Genomic DNA, 23,358 nt, shown 5'->3' with positions numbered 1-23,358 from the left:
TCGATAAAAAATTATTTTCCGCAGATTAGATAACTATATTAATAACATTGATTCTCGAAGTAGCCTATTTTTACCACAGCTACCTCAAGCATTACATTAATCAACTAACGAAAGCTAAATCTCAACTACTCAACTGCAACAATTGGTTATTTGACTGAGTACTTTCATTGCTCATTACTCGCTGGAGAACTGCTTCTCTAATATTGATAAACACTTCACTACTTCTATCTCGTGGGCGTGAAAGTTTTACAGGTAGATCGAGAGAAATACGTCCTTCATCAATCACTATCACTCGGTCTGCCAACGCCACAGCTTCTTCTACATCGTGAGTCACTAAAAACGCAGTAAATCTCCGCTCTTGCCATAAGTTCTCAATCAAACCCTGCATCTCTAGGCGAGTTAGAGCATCCAATGCTCCTAAAGGTTCATCTAACAACAACAAACGGGGCTGGCTAACTAATGCCCTTGCCAATGACACCCGTTGCCGTTGCCCACCAGATAAGACATAAGGCCACTCATCAGCTCTATCTTTGAGTCCGACTTTATCGAGTGCCCACAAAGCTTTTTCACGCCAATTACCTTCCAAGCCTAACCCCACATTCTGAACAACGCGCTTCCACGGCAATAAGCGGGGGTCTTGAAACATCACTGTTACAGAGCGGCTGAGTCTACGCAGTGGTTCTCCATCCAGCAGTATTCCGCCTGAAGTTGCTTTATCTAATCCTGACACCAGACGCAATAAGGTACTTTTACCACAACCACTACGTCCGACGATAGCGACAAATTCACCTGCTTCAACTTCTAAATTTAGCGAGTTTAAAACAGTTTTCTTCCCGAAAGCTTTCGTCAAATCCAAAATACTTAGTTGCGTACCTTGTACATTAGAACTCACTTGCAAAACCTCATTTTTTCAAAACAATTTGGATTGAATTTTTGGGTAAAATATTGAATTAAAAATCACACTTAAATTCAAGACTGTTTAAGTTTTTATGTTGGTGATTTTGCCATTTATGACTTTTGATAGTTAGGATTCCAAGCCAAGAACTTGGTTTCTAATCCTCTGGCAACAGCATCTGCTAATTTACCCAACAGTGCATAGATAACAATACTCAAAACCACAACATCAGTTTGCATAAATTCACGGGCATTCATTGCCATATAACCAAGTCCAGAATCCGCTGCGATCGTTTCTGCCACAATTAATGTCAGCCACATAATCCCCAAAGAAAAGCGGACACCGACGAGAATTGAAGATAACGCTCCTGGAAAAATAATTTGCCACAGAAGTTGTGGGGTTTTCAATCCATAGACTTTTCCCATTTCAATCAGTCCAGGATCTACACTACGAATGCCATGAAATGTATTAAGATATAACGGGAAAAATACCCCCATAGACACTAAAAATAATCTAGCTTGATCGCCGATACCAAACCAGAGAATTACTAGGGGAATTAATGCCAAATTAGGGATAGTACGGAGCATTTGCAAAGAACTATCCAATAACTTTTCTGCTATACGGGAAAAGCCATTGAGCAATCCCAAACCAAACCCAATACTACCACCAACTATAAAACCAGATATCGCTCGTCCAGCACTTATTCCTATATGCTGAAAAAGTTCTCCGGTAGAGGCTAGTCTAATGGCTGTAGCGATTACGCCACTAGGGGCAGGTAAAATTCTGGTTGAAAGTAAACCAGTTCTGGAAGCAAATTCCCAAAGTACTAGCACTAGAACGGGCACAATCCAGGGGACTATTTTATCGATTTGCGGGTTTTCTAATACCTCGCTCAGGGATATATTATTGTTTCTTTTGGTGTGTTTAAGGGTAATAGTCATGGGATTTTAGATTTCCGCAAAGATGAATCTAGAAGCATCGTTACCATAATTCGTAATTCAAGAGTCAATTACGAATTACAAACTATTTATGAAGCGCTCGTTAGTTGTTTAGCAAATTTTTCACTGCTAACTATTTCGCTAACAGTACTCAAGACTGGTGGCGTTAGCGGTGCAGTTTGTTTCTGCAAAGGTAAACGTGGAAATAATAATTCAGCTGTACGATATGCCTCTTCTAAGTGGGGATATCCAGAGAACACAAAGGTTTCTATGCCCAAATCTTGATATTCCAGCATCCTAGCGGCAACAGTATCGGGATCTCCAACTAGGGCTGTACCAGCACCACCCCGCACTAATCCAATTCCTGTCCATAGGTTGGGGCTAATCTCTAGGGTTTCTCGACTACCACTATGTAGTTGACTCATCCGTCGCTGTCCTTCAGAATCAGAACTAGCTAAGTGTTTTTGAGCTTTTGCGATCGCATCCTCATCAACATACTTAATTAACTCATTGGCAGCATCCCAAGCCGCAGACTCGGTTTCTCGCACAATTACATGCAAGCGAATCCCAAAGCGGACTGTTCTACCTTGTTCAGCCGCCAATCGTTTAACCTCAGCAATCTTTTGAGCAACTTGCTGTGGAGGTTCGCCCCAAGTTAGATAAACATCTATATGTTTAGCAGCAACACGTTTTGCAGCCGCAGATGAGCCACCAAACCACAATGGTGGATAGGGTTTTTGGACTGGCGGGAATAAGAGTTTACCACCTTTGATATCCAGGTAGTTTCCTTTAAAATCGACTGTTTCCCCACTGACGATACCCCGCCAAACGGTAAGAAATTCATCGGTTAAATCATAGCGATCGTCATGACTAAGATGCAAGCCATCCCCAGCGAGTTGCACCGGATCTCCACCTGTCACCACATTAATTAACAATCTTCCTTTAGAAATCCGATCAAATGTTGCTGCCATCCGTGCAGCAGCACCTGGAGAAGTAATTCCTGGACGAATTGCTACCAGAAATTTCATCTGCTTGGTGACAGATATAAAAGCGGCGGCAGTTATCCAAGCATCTTCACAAGAACTCCCTGTAGGTAACAATGCACCCGTGTAGCCTAAACTATCCACAGCTTGAGCAATTTGCTGCAAATAATCAGGTGTGGCAACACGAGAGCCAATATCTGTACCTAAATAGCGTCCGTCATGAGATCCAGTAGGAATAAACCAGAGAATTTCCATATCTATCAGGGTATGAGAACTTAATATACTATTATCCGATCGAATTGCCGTATTTTGTAGACAAAATTCTACCCGATATTATCTAAAAATCAAGCCTAATTTAACCATTAGTAAAAAAGGGCTGCCTGAATAGCGAACTCCTTAGTGGGTAATTTTGACACTTTTGTAGTCAGAATTGCTGTGTTGGAAAATACAACTTTTAATCGAGTAAGGCAAAAAAGAGGCAGGAGGCAGGAGGAATCCCCATAAATATAGGGGATTTTTACCGGGTGACTATCTGCGGCGATCGCCTACGGCACGCTATGCGATCGCAGTTACTTGGGTTGAGTTGACCTAGCCAATAATTTTGATATATTTTCTCTTCATGAATAAATACTGGGTCTTGCATTGTAACAAGCTCTATGCAAAGATAATTTTACGCAAAATCCGGTAAATCTATCGACTTATCGTTTTATTGGCTTTTCTTAACAATTGAGATTGTGAAATCTAGCTGCTTACTAATTAGTGTATTCAGCTAATGTTAATTGTCAATCAATACCTTGAATTAAATTCAAGATTTAGTCGATGCCAGTAGCCGTTGATGAATTTTGTTGCCTTATCTCACCAGTCGCACTCCAATATCAAACCGAATTTTGAATTTTGTTTTGAGAATTTTCTATGAGTTTTGGAGTCTACACTGAATTGCCTAGTAATGGTTACGATACTTATCGAGGATTTGCACTTTTCTTACTAGGGGAACCTTTGCTAACTCATTAGCTAATGGTTTAGCACAAATATTTCATCAATAATTTCTGCTAGTTTCTCTGTCAAAGCTAGAGCTAATTTATTCGTTTTTCAGGTTGAGGAGTTCAAGAGTAATGTCGAATTTTCGCTCTAAATATAGATACATGATGTTCACGTTCTTGTTGCTAGATATTCTAGCCATTCTGGTTTTTTATCCAGTAAAAAGTCACGCTGAACTGCCTAAATCTGATGTATCTACTGCTGAAGCAGAAGTGAACAAAGCTCCAGAAGCAATTGTCAATCAAACACTAGAGACTTCAACGATAGAGACAGAAGGCAAAGGGTCAGGAGAGGTCGCATCCCCTCCTGCTTCCTGTGCGCTATCCTGCGTCCTACCTTCTTCTTCAATTCCACCGCTAACTAGTAAAAAGGCTACCAGCCCAGAACGAGTCACACCTGTCTCGCAATTGTTGGAAGTTGCACCACCGACTAATAAAAAAGCTACAAATAATTCTGCGGGACAAGTAACATCCGTCTCACAATTGTCAGATGTTTTGCCCACAGATTGGGCATTTCAAGCATTACAGTCTTTGGTGGAGCGCTACGGTGTAATTGCTGGATATACAGATGACACATTTAAAGGGAATCGTGCCCTAACACGGTATGAATTTGCTGCTGGGTTGAATGCTGCTTTAGATCGCCTCAATGAATTAATAGCGACTTCAACGGCAGATTTGGTCAAACGAGAAGACTTGGATGCCATCAAAAAACTACAAGAACAATTTTCTCCAGAACTTGCTCAATTTCGGGGACGCTTAGATAACTTGGAAACGCGGACTGCGAAATTAGAGGCAAATCAGTTTACAACCACAACTAAACTTATAGGTCGAGCGCAGATTGTTCTTGGCTCGGTTCTGGCTGGCAATAATGTCGTTACCAAAAGACCTGCACCTCGCAATACCACACTTCAAGGTTCAACGACTTTACGGTTAAACACCAGTTTTAACGGTAAAGATTCACTAAGCTTATCGCTGTCAGGTGGAAATATTGAATCATTAGGACAAACAAGAGCTGGATTATTAGGAACTTTTGAGGGGAGAACTGCTGATAACTCCAGTATTACCTTTGCACGTAATACTATTCTTCTCGGTGGCGTTCGATATCGTTTTTTACCTACTCCAGATACTCAAGTTAACATTTATGCTCTGTCTGATGGAGCTAGTGAGATAGGTCTTTCTGGCCCTATCAATCCATATTTTGAATCGTCTTCTGCAACCGGCGCTAATGGAATTTCACGATTTTCACGGCGGTCTTTAGTCTATAACTATGGAGATAGCGGGCCCGGAATTGCCATACTCCAAAAATTAGGCAAACAGGTTCAAGTGGGGATAGCGTATAGCGCACCAAACGGTGGTAATCCCACAGCTAATAATGGCTTATTTACAGGCAGGTATTTAGCTCTGGCACAGATAATTTACTACTCCTCTAATCGAAATTTTCGAGTGGCGGCAACTTACGTCAATACTTACAGTCCAGCGAATACCCAAGGTCTAAGCGGAACAAACTTCGGCCCAGCAGTCGGTAGTAACCTGGTAAACAGCACCGTAGCTGGAGCGGGAACTGTAGCCAATCTTTATGGACTACAGGCGTTCTATCAAGTTAATTCCAAGTTGGCAATTAATGGGTGGATAAGTTATGGAGCGCACCGCTATTTGGGGCGCGGTGATGGTAGTGCAATGGATTGGGCTGTAGGACTAGCATTCCCGGATCTTTTTAGTGAGGGTGCTTTAGGGGGGATTTTAGTTGGTATGGAGCCGAAACTCACCAGGCTCAGTCAGGGTGTAAATTTGGGAGCAGGTGCAGGACAAGCAGACAAAGATACCTCCCTGCACGTTGAGGCATTTTACCAATATAAAATCGGAGATAATATTGAGGTGACACCGGGTTTAATCTGGATTACTGCACCGGACTCTGATGCCAGCAATCCTGATAGTTTATTTGCTTGGGTTCGTACTGTCTTTAGGTTTTAATCGGTGAAAACTAAAGATATAGGTTTTCTAGTAATGTAGAACTTTGACCGAAGAGGCAGGGGAGGCAGAGGACAGGGAGCAGGGGCAGGGGAGCAGGGGGCAGGGGGAGCAACGCGAAAAAGTGAGATCATCCATCGTGAAGTGAGCAGAGGAAGTAAAGAGAACCTTTTAGTACTTTTTACTACTGCAATAGCTCTGAATACACTTATTTGTTTGTCTCCCCCTGCCTCCCCTGCCTCCCTTGCTTCCTGCCCCCTACCCCCCTGCCTAGGCTGTTGACACTCCCCAGACTGAACAAATATCGCTACACTCGCATATCCTTATAATGGATTGTCAAAAACTTAACTGTTCTCAAAATTCTTTCGGTTGTGCCGAAAAACATCTTGAGGAAGTTTCTTTTTTGACTCGCTTATACGAGTTAATTAAAGGGGATATTTGCGAAAGATGGCTTGTGTTACAAAAAAAGTAAAAGTAGGAGTAGAGTTCTAGTGTGGAACTTGAAAACTGGTATTTTACTACTCACACTGAGTTGCATAATTGCAACTGGTATAGCAGTATATCTGATTGGGGGCATTGAACCAGAACAAATTCAGGCTTTGCTGAAAGCTTCTGGTATCTGGGCACCTATTATTTATGTTGCTTTGTATGTTGTAGCAACTATGTTAGTTCTGCCCTCAACAGTGTTGAATTTGACTGGAGGTGCAATTTTTGGCCCTTGGCTGGGTACTTTTTGGACTAGTTTTGGAGCAATTATTGCGGCAATTATTGCTTTCGTTTTTACTAGAACCATTGGACGGCAAACAGTTGCAAAACGACTAGCAGGACGCTGGCAGGCTATGGATGCTGAGGTACGGCGTGGAGGGCTTTTTTATATGTTTGCCATCCGACTAGTACCAATCATGCCTTATGGCTTAGTAAACTTTGTTGCTGGACTGACTTCGATCAGCTTTAAAGATTATGTTATGGGCACAACACTTGGTACTGTTCCTAGTGTCTTACCTTTTGTACTACTAGGTAGTTCTGGTTTGAAAGCAATCAAAACAGGTGATTTTTTGCCGCTAGTACTCGCTTTGGGTTTAACTGGAATACTGGTAGCAGGGTCTACTTGGTATCGCCATCGTCGGACTTTTCCTAAAAAAGCTGTAGAAAGCCTGAGAGAATCTGACTCTTCAGATGACATCAATCCGGAGAATAAATAAACTCTAACAATCTGACTTGAATCTTGCTAAGTATACTGAGAACCAAACCATTTATCATGAAAAGCAGTCTGTCAGCTTGGCTATTACTGCAAAATTAAACGGAATTCCTAGATGCTACCAAAGTATTCATTGATTGTTCCAATTTATAACGAAGAAGAAATTATACCCGAACTATACCGCAGACTAAGTGCAGTAATGAATCGGCTAGATGGTCTTGTCGAATTAATTTTAATCAATGATGGTAGCCGCGATCGCTCCTTACGATTAATACGAGAACTCCATGAAAAAGACCCACGCATTTGCTACCTGAGCTTTGCTCGTAACTTTGGTCATCAAATTGCAGTTACTGCCGGTCTTAATTTTGTTCGGGGTCAAGTTATTATTATCCTTGATGCTGACTTACAAGATCCGCCAGAATTAATCCCAGACATGATTGAAAAATGGCGACAGGGCTATCAGGTCGTCTACGCTCAACGCACACAACGCCTCAAGGAAGGATGGTTTAAGCGTTTTACTGCCTACTTTTTTTATCGTCTCCTCAAGAAGCTTGCAGATGTAGATATTCCTACTGATACTGGTGATTTTTGTTTAATGGATCGGCAAATTGTAGATATTCTCAATTCTATGCCAGAACGTACCCGCTACATTCGTGGTTTGCGTTCTTGGGTTGGCTTTCAGCAAACAGCAATTCGGTTCGAGCGCGATCCCCGCTTTGCTGGAGAAGTTAAATACACTTTCAGCAAATCTTTGGCTCTTGCCATTAATGGTCTAGTATCCTTTTCGATAGTGCCACTGCGGTTATCAACCTACTTAGGCTTGTTAGCGGCGGCGGCGGCCATCTTCATGGCTTTATTGATCTTGTATTGGCGGCTTTTTCTCCCCCATTCGCCTTTAACTGGGTTCACGATTATTTTGATGGCAATTTTCTTTCTCGGATCTGTGCAGTTAGTTAGTGTTGGTATCTTAGGCGAATATATAGGGCGCATCTATGAAGAAGTTAAAGCTAGACCCCTTTATACTTTGGCAGAGGTAGGTGGCTTCTATTCTAAATCTCCCAATTCAACACATAATGCTGACAAATTAGTTGAGGCTCCCTACCTTAAAAGAGATGAGGATTCTTAAGACATTTCTACCGCTCGTGGCTTTGCTATCCTCCGTTGTAGAGAATTCATTATTAATTCTGTTAACGGATAGCTAGGGTTTAGCCCGTCCTGACACCTGAATTCTGTTTTGATAAATTTACATTTGAATTTGTTAAAATGCTTGCTTTTTATCTCAAACTGTGGAAAGCTTTGTTATATAAATAAACTACGGTTCACCGATCAAGTTAAAGGATTTTTGCTGGTCTGGCTAAATGAGCCATAAATAGAGGCTACTAAGAAGTCCTCAAGTAAATGGGCAAAAAGATTTCTGAATATTTTTGTAGCATCGATGGGCTGAAGACTTGATGCTTAAGACTTTATCGATGGGGGAAAATTGTAAATGCTGAAGACGTTAACAACCGATTTTGAACTCGACTTAGAAGCAGATGTGCTTGTGATTGGAGGTGGGCCAGCTGGAACTTGGGCGGCTTGGAGTGCTGCATCAAGTGGAGCTAGAGTTGTCCTCGTAGACAAAGGATATTGTGGTACGACTGGATGTGCTGCGGCATCTGGAAATGGTGTGTGGTATGTGCCACCCGATCCAGAAGCACGAGAAACTGCAAAGGCGAGTCGGGAATCATTGGGTGGGTTTTTATCCGATCGCAGTTGGATGGATCGAGTACTGGATCAGACCTATGCAAACGTCAATCAGTTAGCAGAGTGGGGCTATCCATTTCCTACCGACGATGAAGGTAAACCCTATCGGCGATCGCTCCAAGGGCCAGAATATATGCGGCTGATGCGGCGGCAAATTCAACGCGCAGGAGTCAAGATTTTAGACAACAGCCCCGCCTTAGAACTACTGGTAGATAACGATGGTGCTGTTGCTGGTGCAACAGGTGTGAACCGTCAGACTGGTGAGAAATGGATAGTGCGATCGCAGTCCACAATTATCGCAACTGGCGGCTGTGCGTTTCTCAGCAAAGCGTTAGGATGCAACGTCCTGACAGGGGATGGTTATCTAATGGCGGCAGAAGCTGGTGCTGAGATGTCGGGTATGGAATTCTCTAATGCTTACGGCATCTCTCCCGCCTTTTCTTCAGTTACCAAAACCCTGTTTTATAATTGGGCAACCTTTACCTATGAAGATGGTACTGTAATTCCCGGTGCAAGTTCTCATAGACGCTCAATAATTGCCGAAACATTGCTGCAACAGCCAGTTTACGCCATCATAGACAAAGCGGCGGAATCGATGCGGCCATCTATGCGTTTAGCGCAACCCAACTTCTTTTTACCCTTTGACCGTGCAGGGATCGATCCATTTACTCAACGTTTCCCTGTGACTCTGCGCCTAGAAGGAACTGTGCGCGGTACGGGAGGAATTCGGATTGTCGATGAGAGTTGTGCCAGTTCTGTACGGGGACTTTATGCGGCTGGAGATGCAGCCACACGCGAACTAATTTGTGGCGGATTTACTGGCGGTGGCAGCCACAATGCAGCTTGGGCAATATCTTCTGGCTATTGGTCGGGGAAATCGGCTGCTGAATATAGCCGCAGTTTGGGAGAATACAAAACTCAACGACTAGTTTTGGGTGTTGGAGAGGTAGGATTACAAAGTGGGAGCGATCGCTCTCAACCTTTAGCAACTGATGAAGTGATTCAAGCAGTCCAAGCTGAAGTATTCCCTTACGAAAAGAACTATTTCCGTACAGAACAAGGCTTAACCGAGTCTTTGGGTAAACTAAATCATCTTTGGCAAGAACTCCGCAGTAGCCAAGTAACATCAGATAAAGAGTTAATCCGGGCGCGAGAAGCTGCCGCGATGGTAGCTACAGCCCGATGGATGTACAGCAGTGCCATTGAACGTAAAGAAACTCGTGGTATGCACAAACATCAAGACTATCCAGAACTTGATGCTAACCAACAACATCATCTGATTAGTGGCGGATTAGATCAGGTTTGGGTGAAGAGTCAGCCGCTAAGTATAGAAAAGCCTTTATCTAAAATAGGAGCAGCAGTGTGATTGAGTTGGTCAGCGAATCGCGGTGCATAAAATGTAATATCTGCGTGAATATTTGTCCAACCAACGTGTTTGACCGTGTAGCTGATGCGCCGCCAACCATTGCTCGACAGAGTGACTGTCAAACCTGTTATATGTGCGAATTGTATTGTCCAGTTGATGCCCTTTATGTTGCACCAGAAAGCGATGTGACGGCTTCAGTCAATGAAGCAGAATTGGTAGAAGTTGGGCTGCTGGGTAGTTACCGGGAAAACATCGGTTGGGGGCATAAACGCACTTCAACAGCAAAAGCAGATCAAACATTCCAAATTTTAAAGCAGATGAAATAGTAATGCAATCTGCAACTTATTCTCAGAACCCCGCTTCCATTCCTCTCCCCCACAGGGAGAGAGGCTTTGATTCTTGCTCCCCTTCCCTTGTAGGGAAGGGGTTGGGGGTTAGGTTTGAGAGAAAGTTGCCACACGGCGACGGCGTATAGGCGGAGAGAAAAGTCATGCTGGCGATCGCACTAGGAACAGGTTCTATCAGTAAAAATAAACTTACTTCCAGATTATCAACCTCAGTAGCTTGTGTCCTACTGCTACTAACTACAGCATGTAGCCAAGGCGAAACTAAATCTGCTCAATCCATTGAGGCTGTTAATGTCAACAACGCTGTAGCTGCATCTAACAACATTTCTACCCTACGAATAGGTTATGTAGGTAATTCAGAACCTACAGGATCGCTTGGTTGGGCAAAGAAAAAGGGAATATTAGAACGGGAGTTGAAAAAAGCGGGATTTAAAAACATTACTTTTGGAAGATTTCCTAACGGGCCGGATCTAAATGAAGCGCTTGTCGCCGGACAATTAGATGTTGGTTCTTTAGGCGATACACCAGCCATAGTTTTGAAAGCTAGGGGTCAGGAAACCCGGTTGCTAAGGATTAGCCAATTTAATACAACCGCCTGGTTAGTGGCGAAAAAGAATGGCCCGCGATCGCTTGCTGAACTTAAGGGTCAAAAAATAGCTACGCAAAAAGGCTCTTATATGCATAGATACCTGCTGGGACTATTAGCTGAAGCTAAAATTGCCAAGGATGTAAAAGTTGTTCACTTAATGACTACTGAGGCAAAAGCGGCTTTAGAACGTGGTGATGTAGCAGCTTATGCAACCTCTAGCGATCTGGGGCCTTTTCTGAAATCACAAGGGTTTCCAGTGATTGATTCTTCTGCGAATCATAAAGGTCTTTCAGGGACATCATTAGTTGTAGCAACTGAAAGTTTTTTGGCAAAACAGCCTGATTTCCCACAGAAATTTAATGCAATTCTCACAGAAGCAGCGAAGGATTTAAAAGCCAATTCTGAAGAATATTATCAGTACCATGCCCAAACTACTAAATATCCCATCGATATCATCAAAGAATCGTTCCCACTTAAACAGGTATCAGAAGAACCATTACCAGCCGAGGGAGTGAAACTTTTAGAGGGAACAAAGAAATTTTTAGTATCGCAGGGTTTAGCAAAGTCGGACTTTAAATTAACAGACTGGGTTGCTGAAGAAAAATAGGAAATGGGGAGTGGGGAGTGTGGGAGATGAGGGAGATGAGGAAGCAAAAATCAGTAACTTTTTTGAGCAAGAAAAACAAATTTCTGTAATTAAGTCTTTTAAAAAAACAACTTTCAGGCTCAAAGGTGCAACTTCCAGGCTCAAAAGTGCAGCTTCCAAGCTCAAAGGTGCAACTCCCAGGCTCAAAGGTGCAGCTTCCAAGCTCAAAGGTGCAACTTCCAAGCTCAAAAGCTCAACTCCCAAGCTCAAAGGCTCAACTTCCAAGCTCAAAGGCTCAACTTCCAAGCCCAGAGGCTCAACTTCCAGACTTATAAACTTAGGACTTACACAATAACTCTCTAAAACTCTCATTCCTTCGTGTCCTTTGCGCCTTCGCGGTTCGTTTTTCCATTATTTTGCGTAAGTCCTGTAATCTTTCTGCCTCCTTCTTGACCAATCCATTTGAAAATCCAGGTAAAATGCTATGACTATTGCACTAGACCGTCCACATAAAACCAAGTCTGCTCAAATCCGCGAAAAACTTGGTTATCCGATCATTGATACCGATGTACATACCCAAGAATTTCCCCCAGCATTCTTAGACTATTTAGAGCAAGTTGCTGGAACTGCGATCGCAGAGCGTTTTCAAGAACACTTACCCGGTGCATCTCGCTCTAAATGGTTTAAACAATCTTGGGATGAACGTCGTACTTACCGCACTGCCCGCCCTCCCTTCTGGACTCGTCCCACTAACGATGCTTTAAATTTAGCTACAGTTAGTTTGCCCAAGTTGTTGCACGAACGCTTGCAAGAGGCTGGTACAGACTTTGCCGTTGTGTACCCCAACTTGGCAACAATGGCACCACACATTGGTCATGAAGAGATGCGGTGGGCTGTTTGTCGTGCAGCTAATACTTACCACGCTGATATTTTCCGTCCTTATAGCGATCGCTTAACACCCATTGCTTCCATCCCCATGAATACGCCCGAAGAGGCGATCGCAGAATTGGAATATGCGGTGAAAGTGCTGGGACTCAAAGCCATTCAAATCCCCGGACATATCCGCCGCCCCATTCCCGCCTTCGAGAAATATGGCGAAGAAGTAGCCAACGAAGCCATCTGGATTGACACCTTTGGCTTAGATAGTAAATATGATTACGATCCCTTCTGGGCGAAGTGCGTAGAACTGAAAGTTGTACCCACCACCCACTCTTCCGGTATGGGCTGGATAAATCGGCGTTCCATTAGCAATTACCAATACAACCATATTGGTCACTTTGCATCGGCTGCGGAAGCACTATGCAAATCTCTGTTCTTTGGTGGCGTAACTCACCGCTTCCCCACACTCAAATTTGCCTTCTTAGAAGGAGGTGCAGCTTGGGGTGCTAGTTTGTACACCGATTTGATTTGGCACTGGGATACCCGCAATAAGGATCATTTGGTGGAGAATAACAATCCCGCCAATATCGATCGCGAAGAACTGCTAGAACTATATACCCGTTACGGTGGTGAATTAGTACATGGTCGTTTGGATCGGCTAGGTAGTGGTTTAGGTTTCCACGCTGAGTTATTATCTCCCCTAGAACCAGGTGATTTAGATGAATTTGCCGTTGCAGGAGTTACCAAGCCAGAGGATATTCGCGATCGCTTCTTGAATCACTTTTACTTCGGTACAGAATCAGATGATACTCGTGTAGCTCAAGCCTTTAACCGCAAAGCTAACCCTTATGGCGATCGCGTTAAAGCCTTCTTAGGTTCCGATTCTGGTCACTGGGATGTACCTGATATTACTGCGATCGCTGCTAATACGTATTCAATGGTAGAACGCAAGATTATCACCGAAGAAGATTTGCAATACTTCCTGTCAATTCATCCCTTGGAGTTGTACACCAGCCTGAATCGTGATTTCTTCAAAGGTACGGCTGTGGAGAAAACAGCAGATGAATTTCTGGCTAGCAAGGTTTAAAAATCATTGTTCGTAGTAAGCACTTTAGTGCTGAAGAAAGCGCTGAAGCGCTTACTACATACCCAAATACCAATCTTTTGAATAATTTAGGGTAAACTATCATGACGATCGCTTTAGACCGCCCACAAAAAACCAGGTCTGCTCAAATTCGCGAAAAACTTGGTTATCCAATCATTGACACCGATGTACATACCCAAGAATTTGAACCAGCAGTCTTGGATTATTTAGAACAAGTTGGTGGAACGGAACTTGTAGAACGTTTCAAAGAGAATTTACCAGGATCTTCTCGCTTTAAGTGGTACAAACAAAGTTGGGAAGAACGTTTTGCTTATCGTACCAATCGCCCTAACTGGTGGGGTCGTCCTACAAAAAATACTTTGAATTTGGCTACCATTAGCTTGCCCAAGTTGTTGCATGAGCGCTTGGAAGAAGCAGGTACAGACTTTGCCGTTGTGTACCCCAACTTGGCAACAATGGCCCCAAATATCGGCAACGAAGAAATGCGGCGGGCTGTTTGTCGAGCAGTTAACACCTACCATGCTGACATTTTCCGTCCTTATAGCGATCGCTTAACACCCATCGCCGCCATTCCCCTGCACACTCCCGAAGAAGGGATTGAAGAGTTGGAATATGCGGTAAATGTTCTGGGACTCAAAGCAATTCAAATTCCTGGTTACGTTCGTCGTCCAATTCCTGCCTTTGAGAAGTATGGTAAAGAAGTAGCTAACGAAGTGGTTTGGATTGATAACTTTGGTTTAGATAGCCAGTATGATTACGATCCATTCTGGGCTAAGTGCGTAGAACTGAAAGTTGTACCCACAACTCACGCCTCTAGCCAAGGTTGGACAACTCAGCGTTCTGTCACCAACGCCCAGTATAATCACATTAATCACTTCGCCTTTGCAGCAGAAGCATTATGCAAATCGCTGTTCTTTGGTGGAGTTACTCGCCGCTTCCCACAATTAAAGTTTGCCTTCTTAGAAGGTGGTTCAGCTTGGGGTGCTAGTCTATACGCTGATATTATTTGGCACTGGGAAACCCGGAACAAACAACATTTGTTATCAAATAATAATCCTGCTATTATCGATAAGGAAGCATTAGTAGAGTTGTACACTCGTTACGGTGGCGAACTTGTAGATGGACGCTTAGATAAAATTGGTGATGGTTTAGGATTCCACCATCAATTATTGGCTCCTGAAGATCCAGGTCAACTCGATGAATTTGAATTAGCAGGAATTGAGAAGCCAGAAGATGTGCGCGATCGCTTCTTGAATCATTTCTACTTTGGTACAGAATCAGACGATACCCGTGTAAGCCAAGCTTTTAATCGTGCAGCTAATCCCTTTGGCGATAGAGTTAAAGCCTTCTTAGGTTCAGATTCCGGTCACTGGGATGTGCCTGATATCACCGCCGTTACTGCCAATGCTTACTCAATGGCAGAACGCGAAATCATTACCGAAGAAGACCTCCGCTATTTCCTCTCAATCCATCCCTTGGAGTTGTACACCAGTCTCAATCAAGACTTCTTCAAGGGTACAGGTGTTGAGAAAGCCGCAAACGAATATCTAGCTGGGAAATAGGGAATGGGGAATAGGGAAAGAATTACTATGCCCCATGCCCAATGACCAATGCCCATCTTTACAACGTTCCATGTTCCATTTCCTCTGTTCACTTGTAGCGTGGGCCTTGCCCACTCTACATTTCTCTTAAATAACGAACCGCAGAGGCGCAGAGGACACAAAGAAATGGAGTTTAAAAAATATATCCTAAAACCGACGCAAAGATCCTCTCTATGTTCTCCTCCCTCTGCGTTCTCTGCACCTCTGTGGTTCGTTTATTTGGATAAATTTATTTCTTATCCCTTACCTAAATCCGAAATTGATATGACTCAACTAAAAACACTTCCAACCTACGACCCAAGTTTATTTGAGGGAGCAGCTGAGGGCTACGCTCAATATAGAACCAAATACCCACCAGTTGTATTCGACAAACTAGCCGAAATATTTAATCTCAATGGTCAAGGACGACTCCTTGATTTAGGTACTGGCCCAGGATTAATTTCAATTCCCCTACGAACCCAATTTGAAGAAGTTGTTGCAATCGACCCCGATCCAGAAATGATTGCAGAAGCTAAACGGCAAGCAGCAGCAGTCGGAGCAAATAATATTACTTGGTTAGAACAAGGAGCCGAGTTAATCGACTCTAGTTTAGGGAAATTTAAGTTAACCACCATTGGTAGAGCCTTCCATTGGATGGAACGCGAATTAGTGCTTGAACGCATTTATGAATTGCTAACTGATGATGGTGGATTAGCACTGCTTCAGACTGGTGATAACCCTTGGGAAAGCAATCTACCTTGGAAACAAGCTGCTATTGGAGTAGTAAAAAAATGGTTAGGTGAAGAACGGCGGACTGGACAACGAGGACAAGGGACTCGTAAGCCAGTTGATCCTCCCCATGAAGTCGTAATTGGTAATTCAGCTTTTGCTCGTCAAGAAAACTATGAAGTGCCATTTGAAAAATCTTGGACTATCGATAGCTATCTCGGCTATTTATACACTACAGCCTTCTCTCTGAAAATTTTCTATGGCGATAAAGCTCCAGCATTTGAAAAGGATCTTAGAGAAGCGTTGCTAGCAGTTGAGCCATCTGGACATTTCACAGAAGAACTCAAAGCTACAATCCTAGTCGCTTGGAAGCACTAGCAAAAAAGACAGAGTTTCACTCAAAAATTTCAATCTTCCACTAGCACGACACTGGAGTGAGCCTTTCTCACTCCACTTCCTAAATTTTTGCCTCCTAACTATTAAAGTTTCAGTTCCTCGAGTCGTTGCGGGGTGGGTAATACCCACTCTCTTCCCTAATTTCATCAGTAAAGTTTTTGAAGTTATAAAAACATTTACTGATTGGAGTTTTCAAAAAAACATTTTTGTTCTTGATATTGCAATTAATCATCATTTTCTAACCACCTAGAGGAGATCAATAAAACAACCCATGCCAGCTTTAAAAGGAAAGTTTGAATTCAGAAAAAGCCCGAGAACAACACGTCGTTCTTTGCTATTTGCTTTGGGCTACTGCTTAATGCTATCGACTACCCTATCAAGTTGTAGTGAAGCCAAAAATAACACTCAACAGTCAGCAGCTTCTCCTGAGTCGGTGGCCGTATCTACCACTACAGAGAAGCAAGTAGTACGGATTGTACGTTCCAAACAACTTTCCGCTTTAGCAGTTTTAGAAAAGCAGGGTTCCTTAGAAAAGCGATTAGAGCCTCTGGGTTTTAAAGTGCAGTGGGCTGAGTTTGCGGCTGGGCCACAACAGCTAGAAGCCCTGAATGCAAATGGATTGGATATTGCATCTACAGCCGAATCGCCTCCTGTATTTTCACAAGCAGCAGGAGCGCCCCTTGTTTATCTAGCTACTACACGTCCTAGTGGTAAAGCTATTTCACTTTTAGTTCCTGTAAATTCTTCAATTAAAAGTGTTACTGATTTGAAGGGGAAAAAAGTAGCTTTTCAGAAAGCTTCTATCGGGCATTATCTATTAGTTAAAGCATTAGAAGATGCGGGATTAAAACTGAGCGATGTCCAATCAGTTTTTTTAGCACCGGCAGATGCAAATGCGGCATTCAGTCAAAATAAGGTGGATGCTTGGTATATTTGGGAGCCATTCGGTACCAGGAATGTACAAAATAAAATAGCTCGTGTTTTAGCAGATGGTGATAAATTGCGGGATACTGGCAACTTTTACTCAACTTCACGCCAATTTTATCAGGCTCATCCTGATGTAATCAAAGTATTTTTAGAGGAGTTAGAAAAGTCAGAAATCTGGACGAAGGCTCATCCCAAAGAAGTTGCACAACTACTTGCTCCTGTAACTCAGCTAGATCCACCGACTCTAGAAATAATGCACAATAAATATGATTATGGGCTGTTACCAATTACGGAGAAAACTATTACTAAACAACAGGAAGTTGCAGATAAGTGGTACAGCCTTGGACTTATCCCCAAAAAGGTGAATGTTAGAGATGGCTTTTTAACGCCTGAAGAATACGCCAAAATTACTCCTTCAGATGTATTAGCTAATAAGTAGTTATACCCAAGAAGAAATTAAAAGACAGGAGAATATTATGCCTACCTCGACTTTAACCAAGGTTCAAATAAGTCCTATCGATGCTCCCTTGGGAGCGATAGTTACCGACTTTGATGCCAGTAACGCGATCGCACCTGAAGTTATATTACAACTTAAGGAAGCTCTGCGCGATCGCCACATTTTAATATTCAAAGATCAAAAGCTCTCTGATGAACAGCTTTTGAACTTTGCTTTATACTTTGGCGCACTCTTTGTACCATCTGATGAAACTCCAGTATTAGCTTCTAAACCGGGAGAAACCCCGGTGGTGATTTCGATTTCTAATGTCGATGGCGGCTATACCGGTACTGGAGAACTAACTTTTCATTCTGACCACAAATGGACTCCCACCCCATCTAGTGGTTCGCTTCTTTATGCTTTGGAAATACCAACTCATGGTGGAAATACTTATTGGTTAAATACAAATTTGGCCTATGAGGCATTAGATGAAACCACCAAAGAAGAGATTGCAGATTTACAGCTAATTACCTACAACCCAGAAGTGTTGAATGTTAAGAAAAATCCGATAAAAATAGCCCAAAATATGGTAGTTTTGGGCTAAGGCTTAAAATATATTAGTTTGATTGTGATTATAAATTCATTTCCCAAAATTGTCAAAGATATACTGAAAAGCCTGCCAAAAAACGATTATCCAGTATTGAACAGTCGTCTGTTTTTTGAGTGCTGGCTATCCTATGCCCTGGATAACAGCTTAACAAGTATGCGAGATTTGTTTAACAGATTAAATAACAATTGTTTTGAGGTAGATATTTCTACTTTCTCTAAAGCAAATTTACATCGAAGCCAAAAACCTTTTCAAGAGATTTACCAAAAATTAAATGAATTAGTACAGAAGAAAGTTCAAAAAAAGTTACACAATAAATATGCAATTTGTCCAATAGATTCAACAATTATTACTCTCACAAGTAAATTGTTATGGGTACTAGGTCATCATCAAGTCAAGCTGTTTAGTTCCTTAAATCTCTCCACAGGAAGCCCAGAAGATAACTTCATCAATTTTGGACATGACCATGATTATAAATTTGGTTCCAAAATGATGTCTAGTCTCCCAATAAATGCTGTTGGAGTAATGGATAGGGGTTTTGCTGGATTAAAATTTATCCAAGAATTAGTACAAGAAAACAAATATTTTGTTTTGCGGATAAAAAACAATTGGAAACTAGAATTTGATGGCTCAAATGGATTGGTCAAAGTTGGTGCATCTGATGATGCTCAAGCTTATAGAGTAATTAATTTCTGTGATTTAGAGACAAAAACCGAGTTTCGCTTAGTGACTAATTTACCAGAGTCGGGAGATGCAGCTGTTCATGATGATGAAATTAGGGATATTTATCGATTACGTTGGGGAGTTGAATTGTTGTGGAAGTTTTTAAAGATGCACTTAAAACTTGACAAACTCATTACCAAAAACGTCAATGGTATTACCATACAAATTTACGTGAGCTTGATAGCCTATCTGATTTTACAGCTTTTATCTATTCCCGAACAATGGGGACATACACTATTAGATAAATTCCGCTATCTTCAATCTTGTATGTGTCAGAAAATCAGCTATGTTCATTGGTTTGAGGAGATGATGTTTTGCTGACTAATTTAAGCTTTTGAGACTTAGTGTAACTAATAATGTAAAGTTTTGTATCAGCATTCAACATTTCTGCCTACAACCCATTCTTACAAGACCGGAATACACCGCGTCCTTTATATCGTTTAAATAAGAATATTCCTTTAATAAGTCCTGTTTTTCCCCATCCTTTAGTTAGGACACATCCAGAGAGTGGTAAAAAGCATCTTTACTTAGACGCAGCGACAGAAGTTGAAATTGTCGGGTTAGAACCAGAAGAAGGTTCTAAATTAATTGAACAGTTGCGTCAGCATCTAAATCAACCCAAATTCTACTACCAACACAAATGGTCTGTAGGTGATATTGTCTACTGGGATAATCAAGCTACCTTGCATTACCGTCAAGCATTTGATCCAAATGAGCGACGGGTTTTGAAACGAGTCAGTCTTGCAGGTAGTCGTCCTTTTTAGGCTTTATTGTCTAGACAGATATAACACCTTGAAAAACTGAAATCTACTGTTAAAAATGGGGTGGTAGTCATCCACCCTCGTTCTTAAATAAGACAATACAAAACACTTACTTTATTATAATAAATCTATATATTAATCTGAATTTATTCTGAAAATTACTAGCCTTAAAAATAATTTAAATAACCATTTTTGAGTTGTGTAGATTTTTTATAAATCAAATATAAACTCTATTTAACCTTGGTTATTAAAATAAATATTGCTCAATGCGCACTCACAAAAATAAATTTATAAAAAACCTTCTTATCTCTGCCAGGTAGTGTTTATTAACACTTTATTGAAAGACCAAATCCGATAATATATAAACCAATACAGTTCAGTCAAGCAATTTTTTCCTTCTCTTTCTTCTCTCTATGTACTCTGCGCCTCTGCGGTTAATTAAAAAAATGACCTTGACAAGAGCGCTAACCATAACTGAAGCGTATTGAGATATCAACTGTATTTAATAACCAATTTGGTTAAACACAATATTACAGTAAAAAGTTTTCTCTTGAAGGAGACAATAGATTATTATGGCATTTTCTAAATATTTGCAGCAATTACATATATCTATTAACAAGCCGATAAAATCGAAAATCGAGAATTCAAAGCCTTTTTTTGCAACAGTAAATCTGATATCTAATAAAAGCCTAACTATCAAAACAAAAGCTAAATATAAAATTGAGCATAACTATCTATCTTTACTTTTAGCTGCTTTCTCGCTGACAATCCCAATGAGCATAGTTGGTTGCAGCCAAGAAAATAAAACAACTCACAACGAAGCATCTGCAATTAGTACAGAAGCTCAAAGTCAATCAGTTTCTAATACTCCCCAAAAGCAAGAAGTGCATATTGTTTCTTCTAAGCTTGGTTCACTTGCAGTTATGAGAAAACAGGGAACTCTAGAAAAAAGTTTGGCAGCGAAGAATTTTACTGTCAAGTGGTTAGAGTTTGCTGCTGGGCCACAAGCTTTAGAAGCATTAAATGCAGGTTCTCTTGATATTGCAGCCACAGCAGAATCACCGCCCATATTTGCCCAAGCCGCAGATACACCACTTGTCTATGTAGTAACTACAGCATTTAATGGTAAAGGAGTTTCTTTTCTGGTGCCAAAAAACTCTCCCATTAAAAGTGCTGCTGACTTTAAAGGCAAAAAAGTTTCTTTTCAAAAAGCTTCTATTGCTCACTATGTTTTGCTGAAAGCACTACAAAAAGATCAGCTAAAACTCACTGATGTTAAATCTATTTTCTTACCACCTCCAGATGCAAATGTTGCTTTTAGCCAGGGTGGACTTGATGTTTGGGTAACTTGGGAACCATATATTACAAGAGCCGTGCAAAAAAATATTGGTCGTGTATTAATAGATGGGCAAGGACTCCAGGATTTAGGGGGATTTTATTCTACTTCACGTAAATTTGCGAAAGAGCATCCGGAAGTTCTCAAAATTTTTCTGGAGGAGCTGATAAAAGCAGATGAATGGTCTAAAAAGAATCCCGATAAATTAGCAGAACTTGTTTCTCCTGATGTTGGTATTGATGTTCCTACCTTGAAGAAGATTCAAGCCAAATCAGTTTATGGGTTACTACCAATTACTGAAGAGGTTGTCAATAAGCAACAAAAAATTGCTGATTTATGGTATAGCCAAGGACTCTTGCCAAAGAAAGTTAATGTTAGAGATGGTGTATTAACCCCAGAAGAATATGCGGCTTTTACACCAGAATCAATTAAATCTAAGTAGGGAATTATTAACTTTAGAAAGCTTAAATCATTTAAAAGTTTATCTTTTCGTGATAGCAGAGATTATTTTATCCTGGAGTCGTAAAAATGTTGAGCAATACTGTCATAAAAACTTCACCAATTATCAAAAGATTTGCATTGTTGGTAATGCCTGGCTTTTTGGCTTTATCTACCACATTAATTAGTTGTACATCGCCCAGTGACAATACAAATAGTGCAACTGAACCAAAGGCAGATCCAGCAGCAACAAAAACCATTGCTTTGAAAACAAAAGTTCTACGAATGGGTTATCAAAGCTCTGGTGATTTAGTGAGAGTGAGAGGAGTTTTAGAAAAACGTTTAGAACCCTTGGGTGTTAAAGTTGAGTGGGCACAATTTGCCCAAGGTCCGCAACTAATGGAAGCGATGAATGTCGGCAAAATTGATGTTGGTTCAGTTGGAGAAACTCCTCCCATTTTTGCCCAAGCTGCTGGTGCAAGAATTGTCTATCTTGCTGGTAGACGAATTACTGCTACTTCTGGGAAAGGGAGTGCGATCGTAGTTCCTAAAGGTTCTCCAATTAAGAGTTTAGCGCAAATCAAAGGACAAAAAGTAGTCTTTCAAAAAGGTTCAGCTTCTCACTATTTCATCATCAAAGCTTTAGAAGAAGTGGGCTTGAAATACAGTGATATTAAAGTTTTGAGTATGCCCAATGTCGAAGCTCGTGGTGCATTTATTCAGGGCACTATTCCAGTTTGGGTAACTGGCGACCCTCATTTAGCTTTGGTAGAAAAACTCCACGGTGCGCGGGTGCTGAGAGATGCGACAAATATTGGTACTCCAGGCGGATACTATGTAGGAACACGAGAGTTTGCTAAGGAAAATCCCGAATTACTTCGGATTATCTTGGAAGAGATTGATAAAAATGGTCAATGGGCGGAAGCAAATCGTCAAGAAGTAGCCAAACTCATAGCACCTGTACTTAAAATTGATTTACCCATTCAAGAAATAATTTCTGGACGCGCTAATTATCGATTAAAAGGAATTACTCCAGAATTGATGAAAGCTCAACAAAGTGTTGCCGATTTATTTTATAACGAAAAAATTCTGCCCAAAAAGATTGATGTTCAAGAAGCACTGCTGACATCCCAAGAATATGCAGCTATTACTCCACCAACATTGATCAGCGAAAAATAGAAACTAATCAGATATGATACCTAGAACACCAATTCAATAATTTTGGAAGGACTTCTCTTCCAACCTTTTTCTTTGGTGTACACACATCTCTGTGTACACCAGAGCATTTTAGGGAGCATCACACACCTGAAGTCTCAAGTGACATCACATAGAGCCAGGTTTATTCAGCTATTAAGTTAGCGATCGCTTCTACTAATTTATCTTGCTCTAATGATTTGGCAAGATGCCTGTAAAATTAGGCTGAAAGTACTTGCTTGGCGTTAATTTATCACGAATAGGGTAGTAGTACTTCATCTATGATGCTACTGGTGTTACATTTACCATTATTAAAAATATTTCGTTAAAAGTGCCTCACCGGGTTCTCCCATCTGGTACAATAACCTTTCAATTTGTTTCATAGCTAGTGGCGAAGGTCGTGTTCGTCCATTTTCCCATCGGTTTACAGTGTGAAATGAAACCCCTAACATCGTTGCCAGTTTTACCTGTGATAGTTTGAGACACTGCCGAGTCTCACGAACCAACAGTGCAATGCTTGGCTGTTTGATTGCAGGCATAGGCTAAATATGTTTTATTTTCCTACAAGATATTGCAATATAGCAGATGCTATAACTC

General features: G+C 41.4%; 21 protein-coding genes. 16 read left to right on the top strand and 5 right to left on the bottom strand.

Going from position 1 to position 23,358, the window contains the following annotated elements; all coding sequences use genetic code 11:
• Positions 1-121: 121 nt before the first annotated feature.
• The 4 genes from FBB35_RS06380 to FBB35_RS35380 form a co-directional block, all read right to left on the bottom strand.
• Positions 122-892 (bottom strand): ATP-binding cassette domain-containing protein, encoded by a 771-nt coding sequence (locus FBB35_RS06380; RefSeq protein ID WP_012412123.1) that lies wholly within the window; start codon positions 890-892, stop codon positions 122-124.
• A gap of 116 nt (positions 893-1,008) precedes the next feature.
• On the bottom strand, positions 1,009-1,836 hold the full coding sequence (gene ssuC / locus FBB35_RS06375; RefSeq protein WP_174708954.1) for an aliphatic sulfonate ABC transporter permease SsuC: 828 nt from the start codon (positions 1,834-1,836) through the stop codon (positions 1,009-1,011).
• A gap of 86 nt (positions 1,837-1,922) precedes the next feature.
• Positions 1,923-3,071: an FMNH2-dependent alkanesulfonate monooxygenase gene (gene ssuD / locus FBB35_RS06370; RefSeq protein ID WP_174708953.1), complete on the bottom strand. Its 1,149-nt coding sequence runs from the start codon at positions 3,069-3,071 to the stop codon at positions 1,923-1,925.
• Positions 3,072-3,333: 262 nt separating this feature from the next.
• Positions 3,334-3,459, bottom strand: coding sequence for a hypothetical protein (locus FBB35_RS35380; RefSeq protein WP_302480950.1), 126 nt, complete (start codon positions 3,457-3,459; stop codon positions 3,334-3,336).
• 469 nt (positions 3,460-3,928) lie between these two features.
• Between FBB35_RS35380 and FBB35_RS06365 the strand changes: the two genes are divergently transcribed.
• The 16 genes from FBB35_RS06365 to FBB35_RS06290 all read left to right on the top strand — a co-directional run bounded on the left by FBB35_RS06365 (position 3,929) and on the right by FBB35_RS06290 (position 22,746).
• Positions 3,929-5,824, top strand: a complete 1,896-nt coding sequence (locus FBB35_RS06365) for an iron uptake porin (RefSeq protein WP_174708952.1) — start codon at positions 3,929-3,931, stop codon at positions 5,822-5,824.
• A 488-nt stretch (positions 5,825-6,312) separates the two neighbouring features.
• A complete protein-coding gene (locus FBB35_RS06360) occupies positions 6,313-7,023 on the top strand; it encodes a TVP38/TMEM64 family protein (RefSeq protein ID WP_174708951.1) in 711 nt (236 codons plus the stop codon).
• Positions 7,024-7,134: 111 nt separating this feature from the next.
• Positions 7,135-8,145 carry a glycosyltransferase family 2 protein gene (locus tag FBB35_RS06355; RefSeq protein ID WP_174708950.1) on the top strand — a complete coding sequence of 337 codons (1,011 nt, stop codon included), beginning with the start codon at positions 7,135-7,137 and terminating at the stop codon, positions 8,143-8,145.
• Between the two features lie 360 nt (positions 8,146-8,505).
• Positions 8,506-10,128, top strand: coding sequence for an FAD-dependent oxidoreductase (locus tag FBB35_RS06350; RefSeq protein ID WP_174708949.1), 1,623 nt, complete (start codon positions 8,506-8,508; stop codon positions 10,126-10,128).
• A complete protein-coding gene (locus FBB35_RS06345) occupies positions 10,125-10,454 on the top strand; it encodes a ferredoxin family protein (RefSeq protein WP_174708948.1) in 330 nt (109 codons plus the stop codon). Before FBB35_RS06350 ends, FBB35_RS06345 begins: the two co-directional genes overlap by 4 nt.
• 164 nt (positions 10,455-10,618) lie before the next feature.
• Positions 10,619-11,671 carry an ABC transporter substrate-binding protein gene (locus FBB35_RS06340; RefSeq protein WP_174708947.1) on the top strand — a complete coding sequence of 351 codons (1,053 nt, stop codon included), beginning with the start codon at positions 10,619-10,621 and terminating at the stop codon, positions 11,669-11,671.
• A gap of 19 nt (positions 11,672-11,690) precedes the next feature.
• On the top strand, positions 11,691-12,005 hold the full coding sequence (locus FBB35_RS06335) for a hypothetical protein (protein ID WP_174708946.1): 315 nt from the start codon (positions 11,691-11,693) through the stop codon (positions 12,003-12,005).
• Between the two features lie 129 nt (positions 12,006-12,134).
• On the top strand, positions 12,135-13,616 hold the full coding sequence (locus FBB35_RS06330) for an amidohydrolase family protein (RefSeq protein WP_174708945.1): 1,482 nt from the start codon (positions 12,135-12,137) through the stop codon (positions 13,614-13,616).
• Positions 13,617-13,717: 101 nt separating this feature from the next.
• Positions 13,718-15,196: an amidohydrolase family protein gene (locus FBB35_RS06325; protein ID WP_174708944.1), complete on the top strand. Its 1,479-nt coding sequence runs from the start codon at positions 13,718-13,720 to the stop codon at positions 15,194-15,196.
• 303 nt (positions 15,197-15,499) lie between these two features.
• Positions 15,500-16,321: a class I SAM-dependent methyltransferase gene (locus tag FBB35_RS06320; RefSeq protein WP_174708943.1), complete on the top strand. Its 822-nt coding sequence runs from the start codon at positions 15,500-15,502 to the stop codon at positions 16,319-16,321.
• Positions 16,322-16,610: 289 nt separating this feature from the next.
• Entirely contained in the window at positions 16,611-17,705 is a 1,095-nt protein-coding gene (locus FBB35_RS06315) for an aliphatic sulfonate ABC transporter substrate-binding protein (protein WP_174708942.1), read from the top strand.
• Between the two features lie 37 nt (positions 17,706-17,742).
• Complete coding sequence (locus FBB35_RS06310) at positions 17,743-18,306, top strand: TauD/TfdA family dioxygenase (RefSeq protein ID WP_254625839.1); 564 nt, start codon at positions 17,743-17,745, stop codon at positions 18,304-18,306.
• A gap of 24 nt (positions 18,307-18,330) precedes the next feature.
• A complete protein-coding gene (locus FBB35_RS06305; protein ID WP_174708137.1) occupies positions 18,331-19,353 on the top strand; it encodes an IS4 family transposase in 1,023 nt (340 codons plus the stop codon).
• Between the two features lie 62 nt (positions 19,354-19,415).
• Complete coding sequence (locus tag FBB35_RS06300) at positions 19,416-19,796, top strand: TauD/TfdA dioxygenase family protein (protein ID WP_368041839.1); 381 nt, start codon at positions 19,416-19,418, stop codon at positions 19,794-19,796.
• 569 nt (positions 19,797-20,365) lie between these two features.
• Positions 20,366-21,571, top strand: coding sequence for an aliphatic sulfonate ABC transporter substrate-binding protein (locus tag FBB35_RS06295; protein ID WP_174708941.1), 1,206 nt, complete (start codon positions 20,366-20,368; stop codon positions 21,569-21,571).
• Between the two features lie 86 nt (positions 21,572-21,657).
• Positions 21,658-22,746, top strand: coding sequence for a sulfonate ABC transporter substrate-binding protein (locus FBB35_RS06290; protein ID WP_174708940.1), 1,089 nt, complete (start codon positions 21,658-21,660; stop codon positions 22,744-22,746).
• A gap of 326 nt (positions 22,747-23,072) precedes the next feature.
• Here FBB35_RS06290 and FBB35_RS06285 read toward each other — a convergent pair whose 3' ends face one another.
• Positions 23,073-23,300, bottom strand: coding sequence for a DNA-binding transcriptional regulator (locus tag FBB35_RS06285; protein WP_174708939.1), 228 nt, complete (start codon positions 23,298-23,300; stop codon positions 23,073-23,075).
• Positions 23,301-23,358 lie beyond the last annotated feature (58 nt).

This window comes from Nostoc sp. TCL240-02 (genome assembly GCF_013343235.1).
Classification (GTDB): Bacteria; Cyanobacteriota; Cyanobacteriia; order Cyanobacteriales; family Nostocaceae; genus Nostoc.
Note: the sequence above shows the minus strand (reverse complement) of the source record. Positions and strands in the feature narration are given on the sequence as shown.

Bases quoted from the DNA above. Each gene is read 5' to 3' on its own strand.
- FBB35_RS06365 (WP_174708952.1), top strand. From the start codon at position 3,929: ATGTCGAATTTTCGCTCTAAATATAGATACATGATGTTCACGTTCTTG.
- FBB35_RS35380 (WP_302480950.1), bottom strand. From the start codon at position 3,459: ATGCAAGACCCAGTATTTATTCATGAAGAGAAAATATATCAAAATTAT.
- FBB35_RS06290 (WP_174708940.1), top strand. From the start codon at position 21,658: ATGTTGAGCAATACTGTCATAAAAACTTCACCAATTATCAAAAGATTT.
- FBB35_RS06320 (WP_174708943.1), top strand. From the start codon at position 15,500: ATGACTCAACTAAAAACACTTCCAACCTACGACCCAAGTTTATTTGAG.
- FBB35_RS06285 (WP_174708939.1), bottom strand. From the start codon at position 23,300: ATGCCTGCAATCAAACAGCCAAGCATTGCACTGTTGGTTCGTGAGACT.
- FBB35_RS06325 (WP_174708944.1), top strand. From the start codon at position 13,718: ATGACGATCGCTTTAGACCGCCCACAAAAAACCAGGTCTGCTCAAATT.
- FBB35_RS06355 (WP_174708950.1), top strand. From the start codon at position 7,135: ATGCTACCAAAGTATTCATTGATTGTTCCAATTTATAACGAAGAAGAA.
- ssuD (WP_174708953.1), bottom strand. From the start codon at position 3,071: ATGGAAATTCTCTGGTTTATTCCTACTGGATCTCATGACGGACGCTAT.
- FBB35_RS06315 (WP_174708942.1), top strand. From the start codon at position 16,611: ATGCCAGCTTTAAAAGGAAAGTTTGAATTCAGAAAAAGCCCGAGAACA.
- FBB35_RS06330 (WP_174708945.1), top strand. From the start codon at position 12,135: ATGACTATTGCACTAGACCGTCCACATAAAACCAAGTCTGCTCAAATC.
- FBB35_RS06350 (WP_174708949.1), top strand. From the start codon at position 8,506: ATGCTGAAGACGTTAACAACCGATTTTGAACTCGACTTAGAAGCAGAT.
- FBB35_RS06295 (WP_174708941.1), top strand. From the start codon at position 20,366: ATGGCATTTTCTAAATATTTGCAGCAATTACATATATCTATTAACAAG.
- FBB35_RS06310 (WP_254625839.1), top strand. From the start codon at position 17,743: ATGCCTACCTCGACTTTAACCAAGGTTCAAATAAGTCCTATCGATGCT.
- FBB35_RS06340 (WP_174708947.1), top strand. From the start codon at position 10,619: ATGCTGGCGATCGCACTAGGAACAGGTTCTATCAGTAAAAATAAACTT.
- ssuC (WP_174708954.1), bottom strand. From the start codon at position 1,836: ATGACTATTACCCTTAAACACACCAAAAGAAACAATAATATATCCCTG.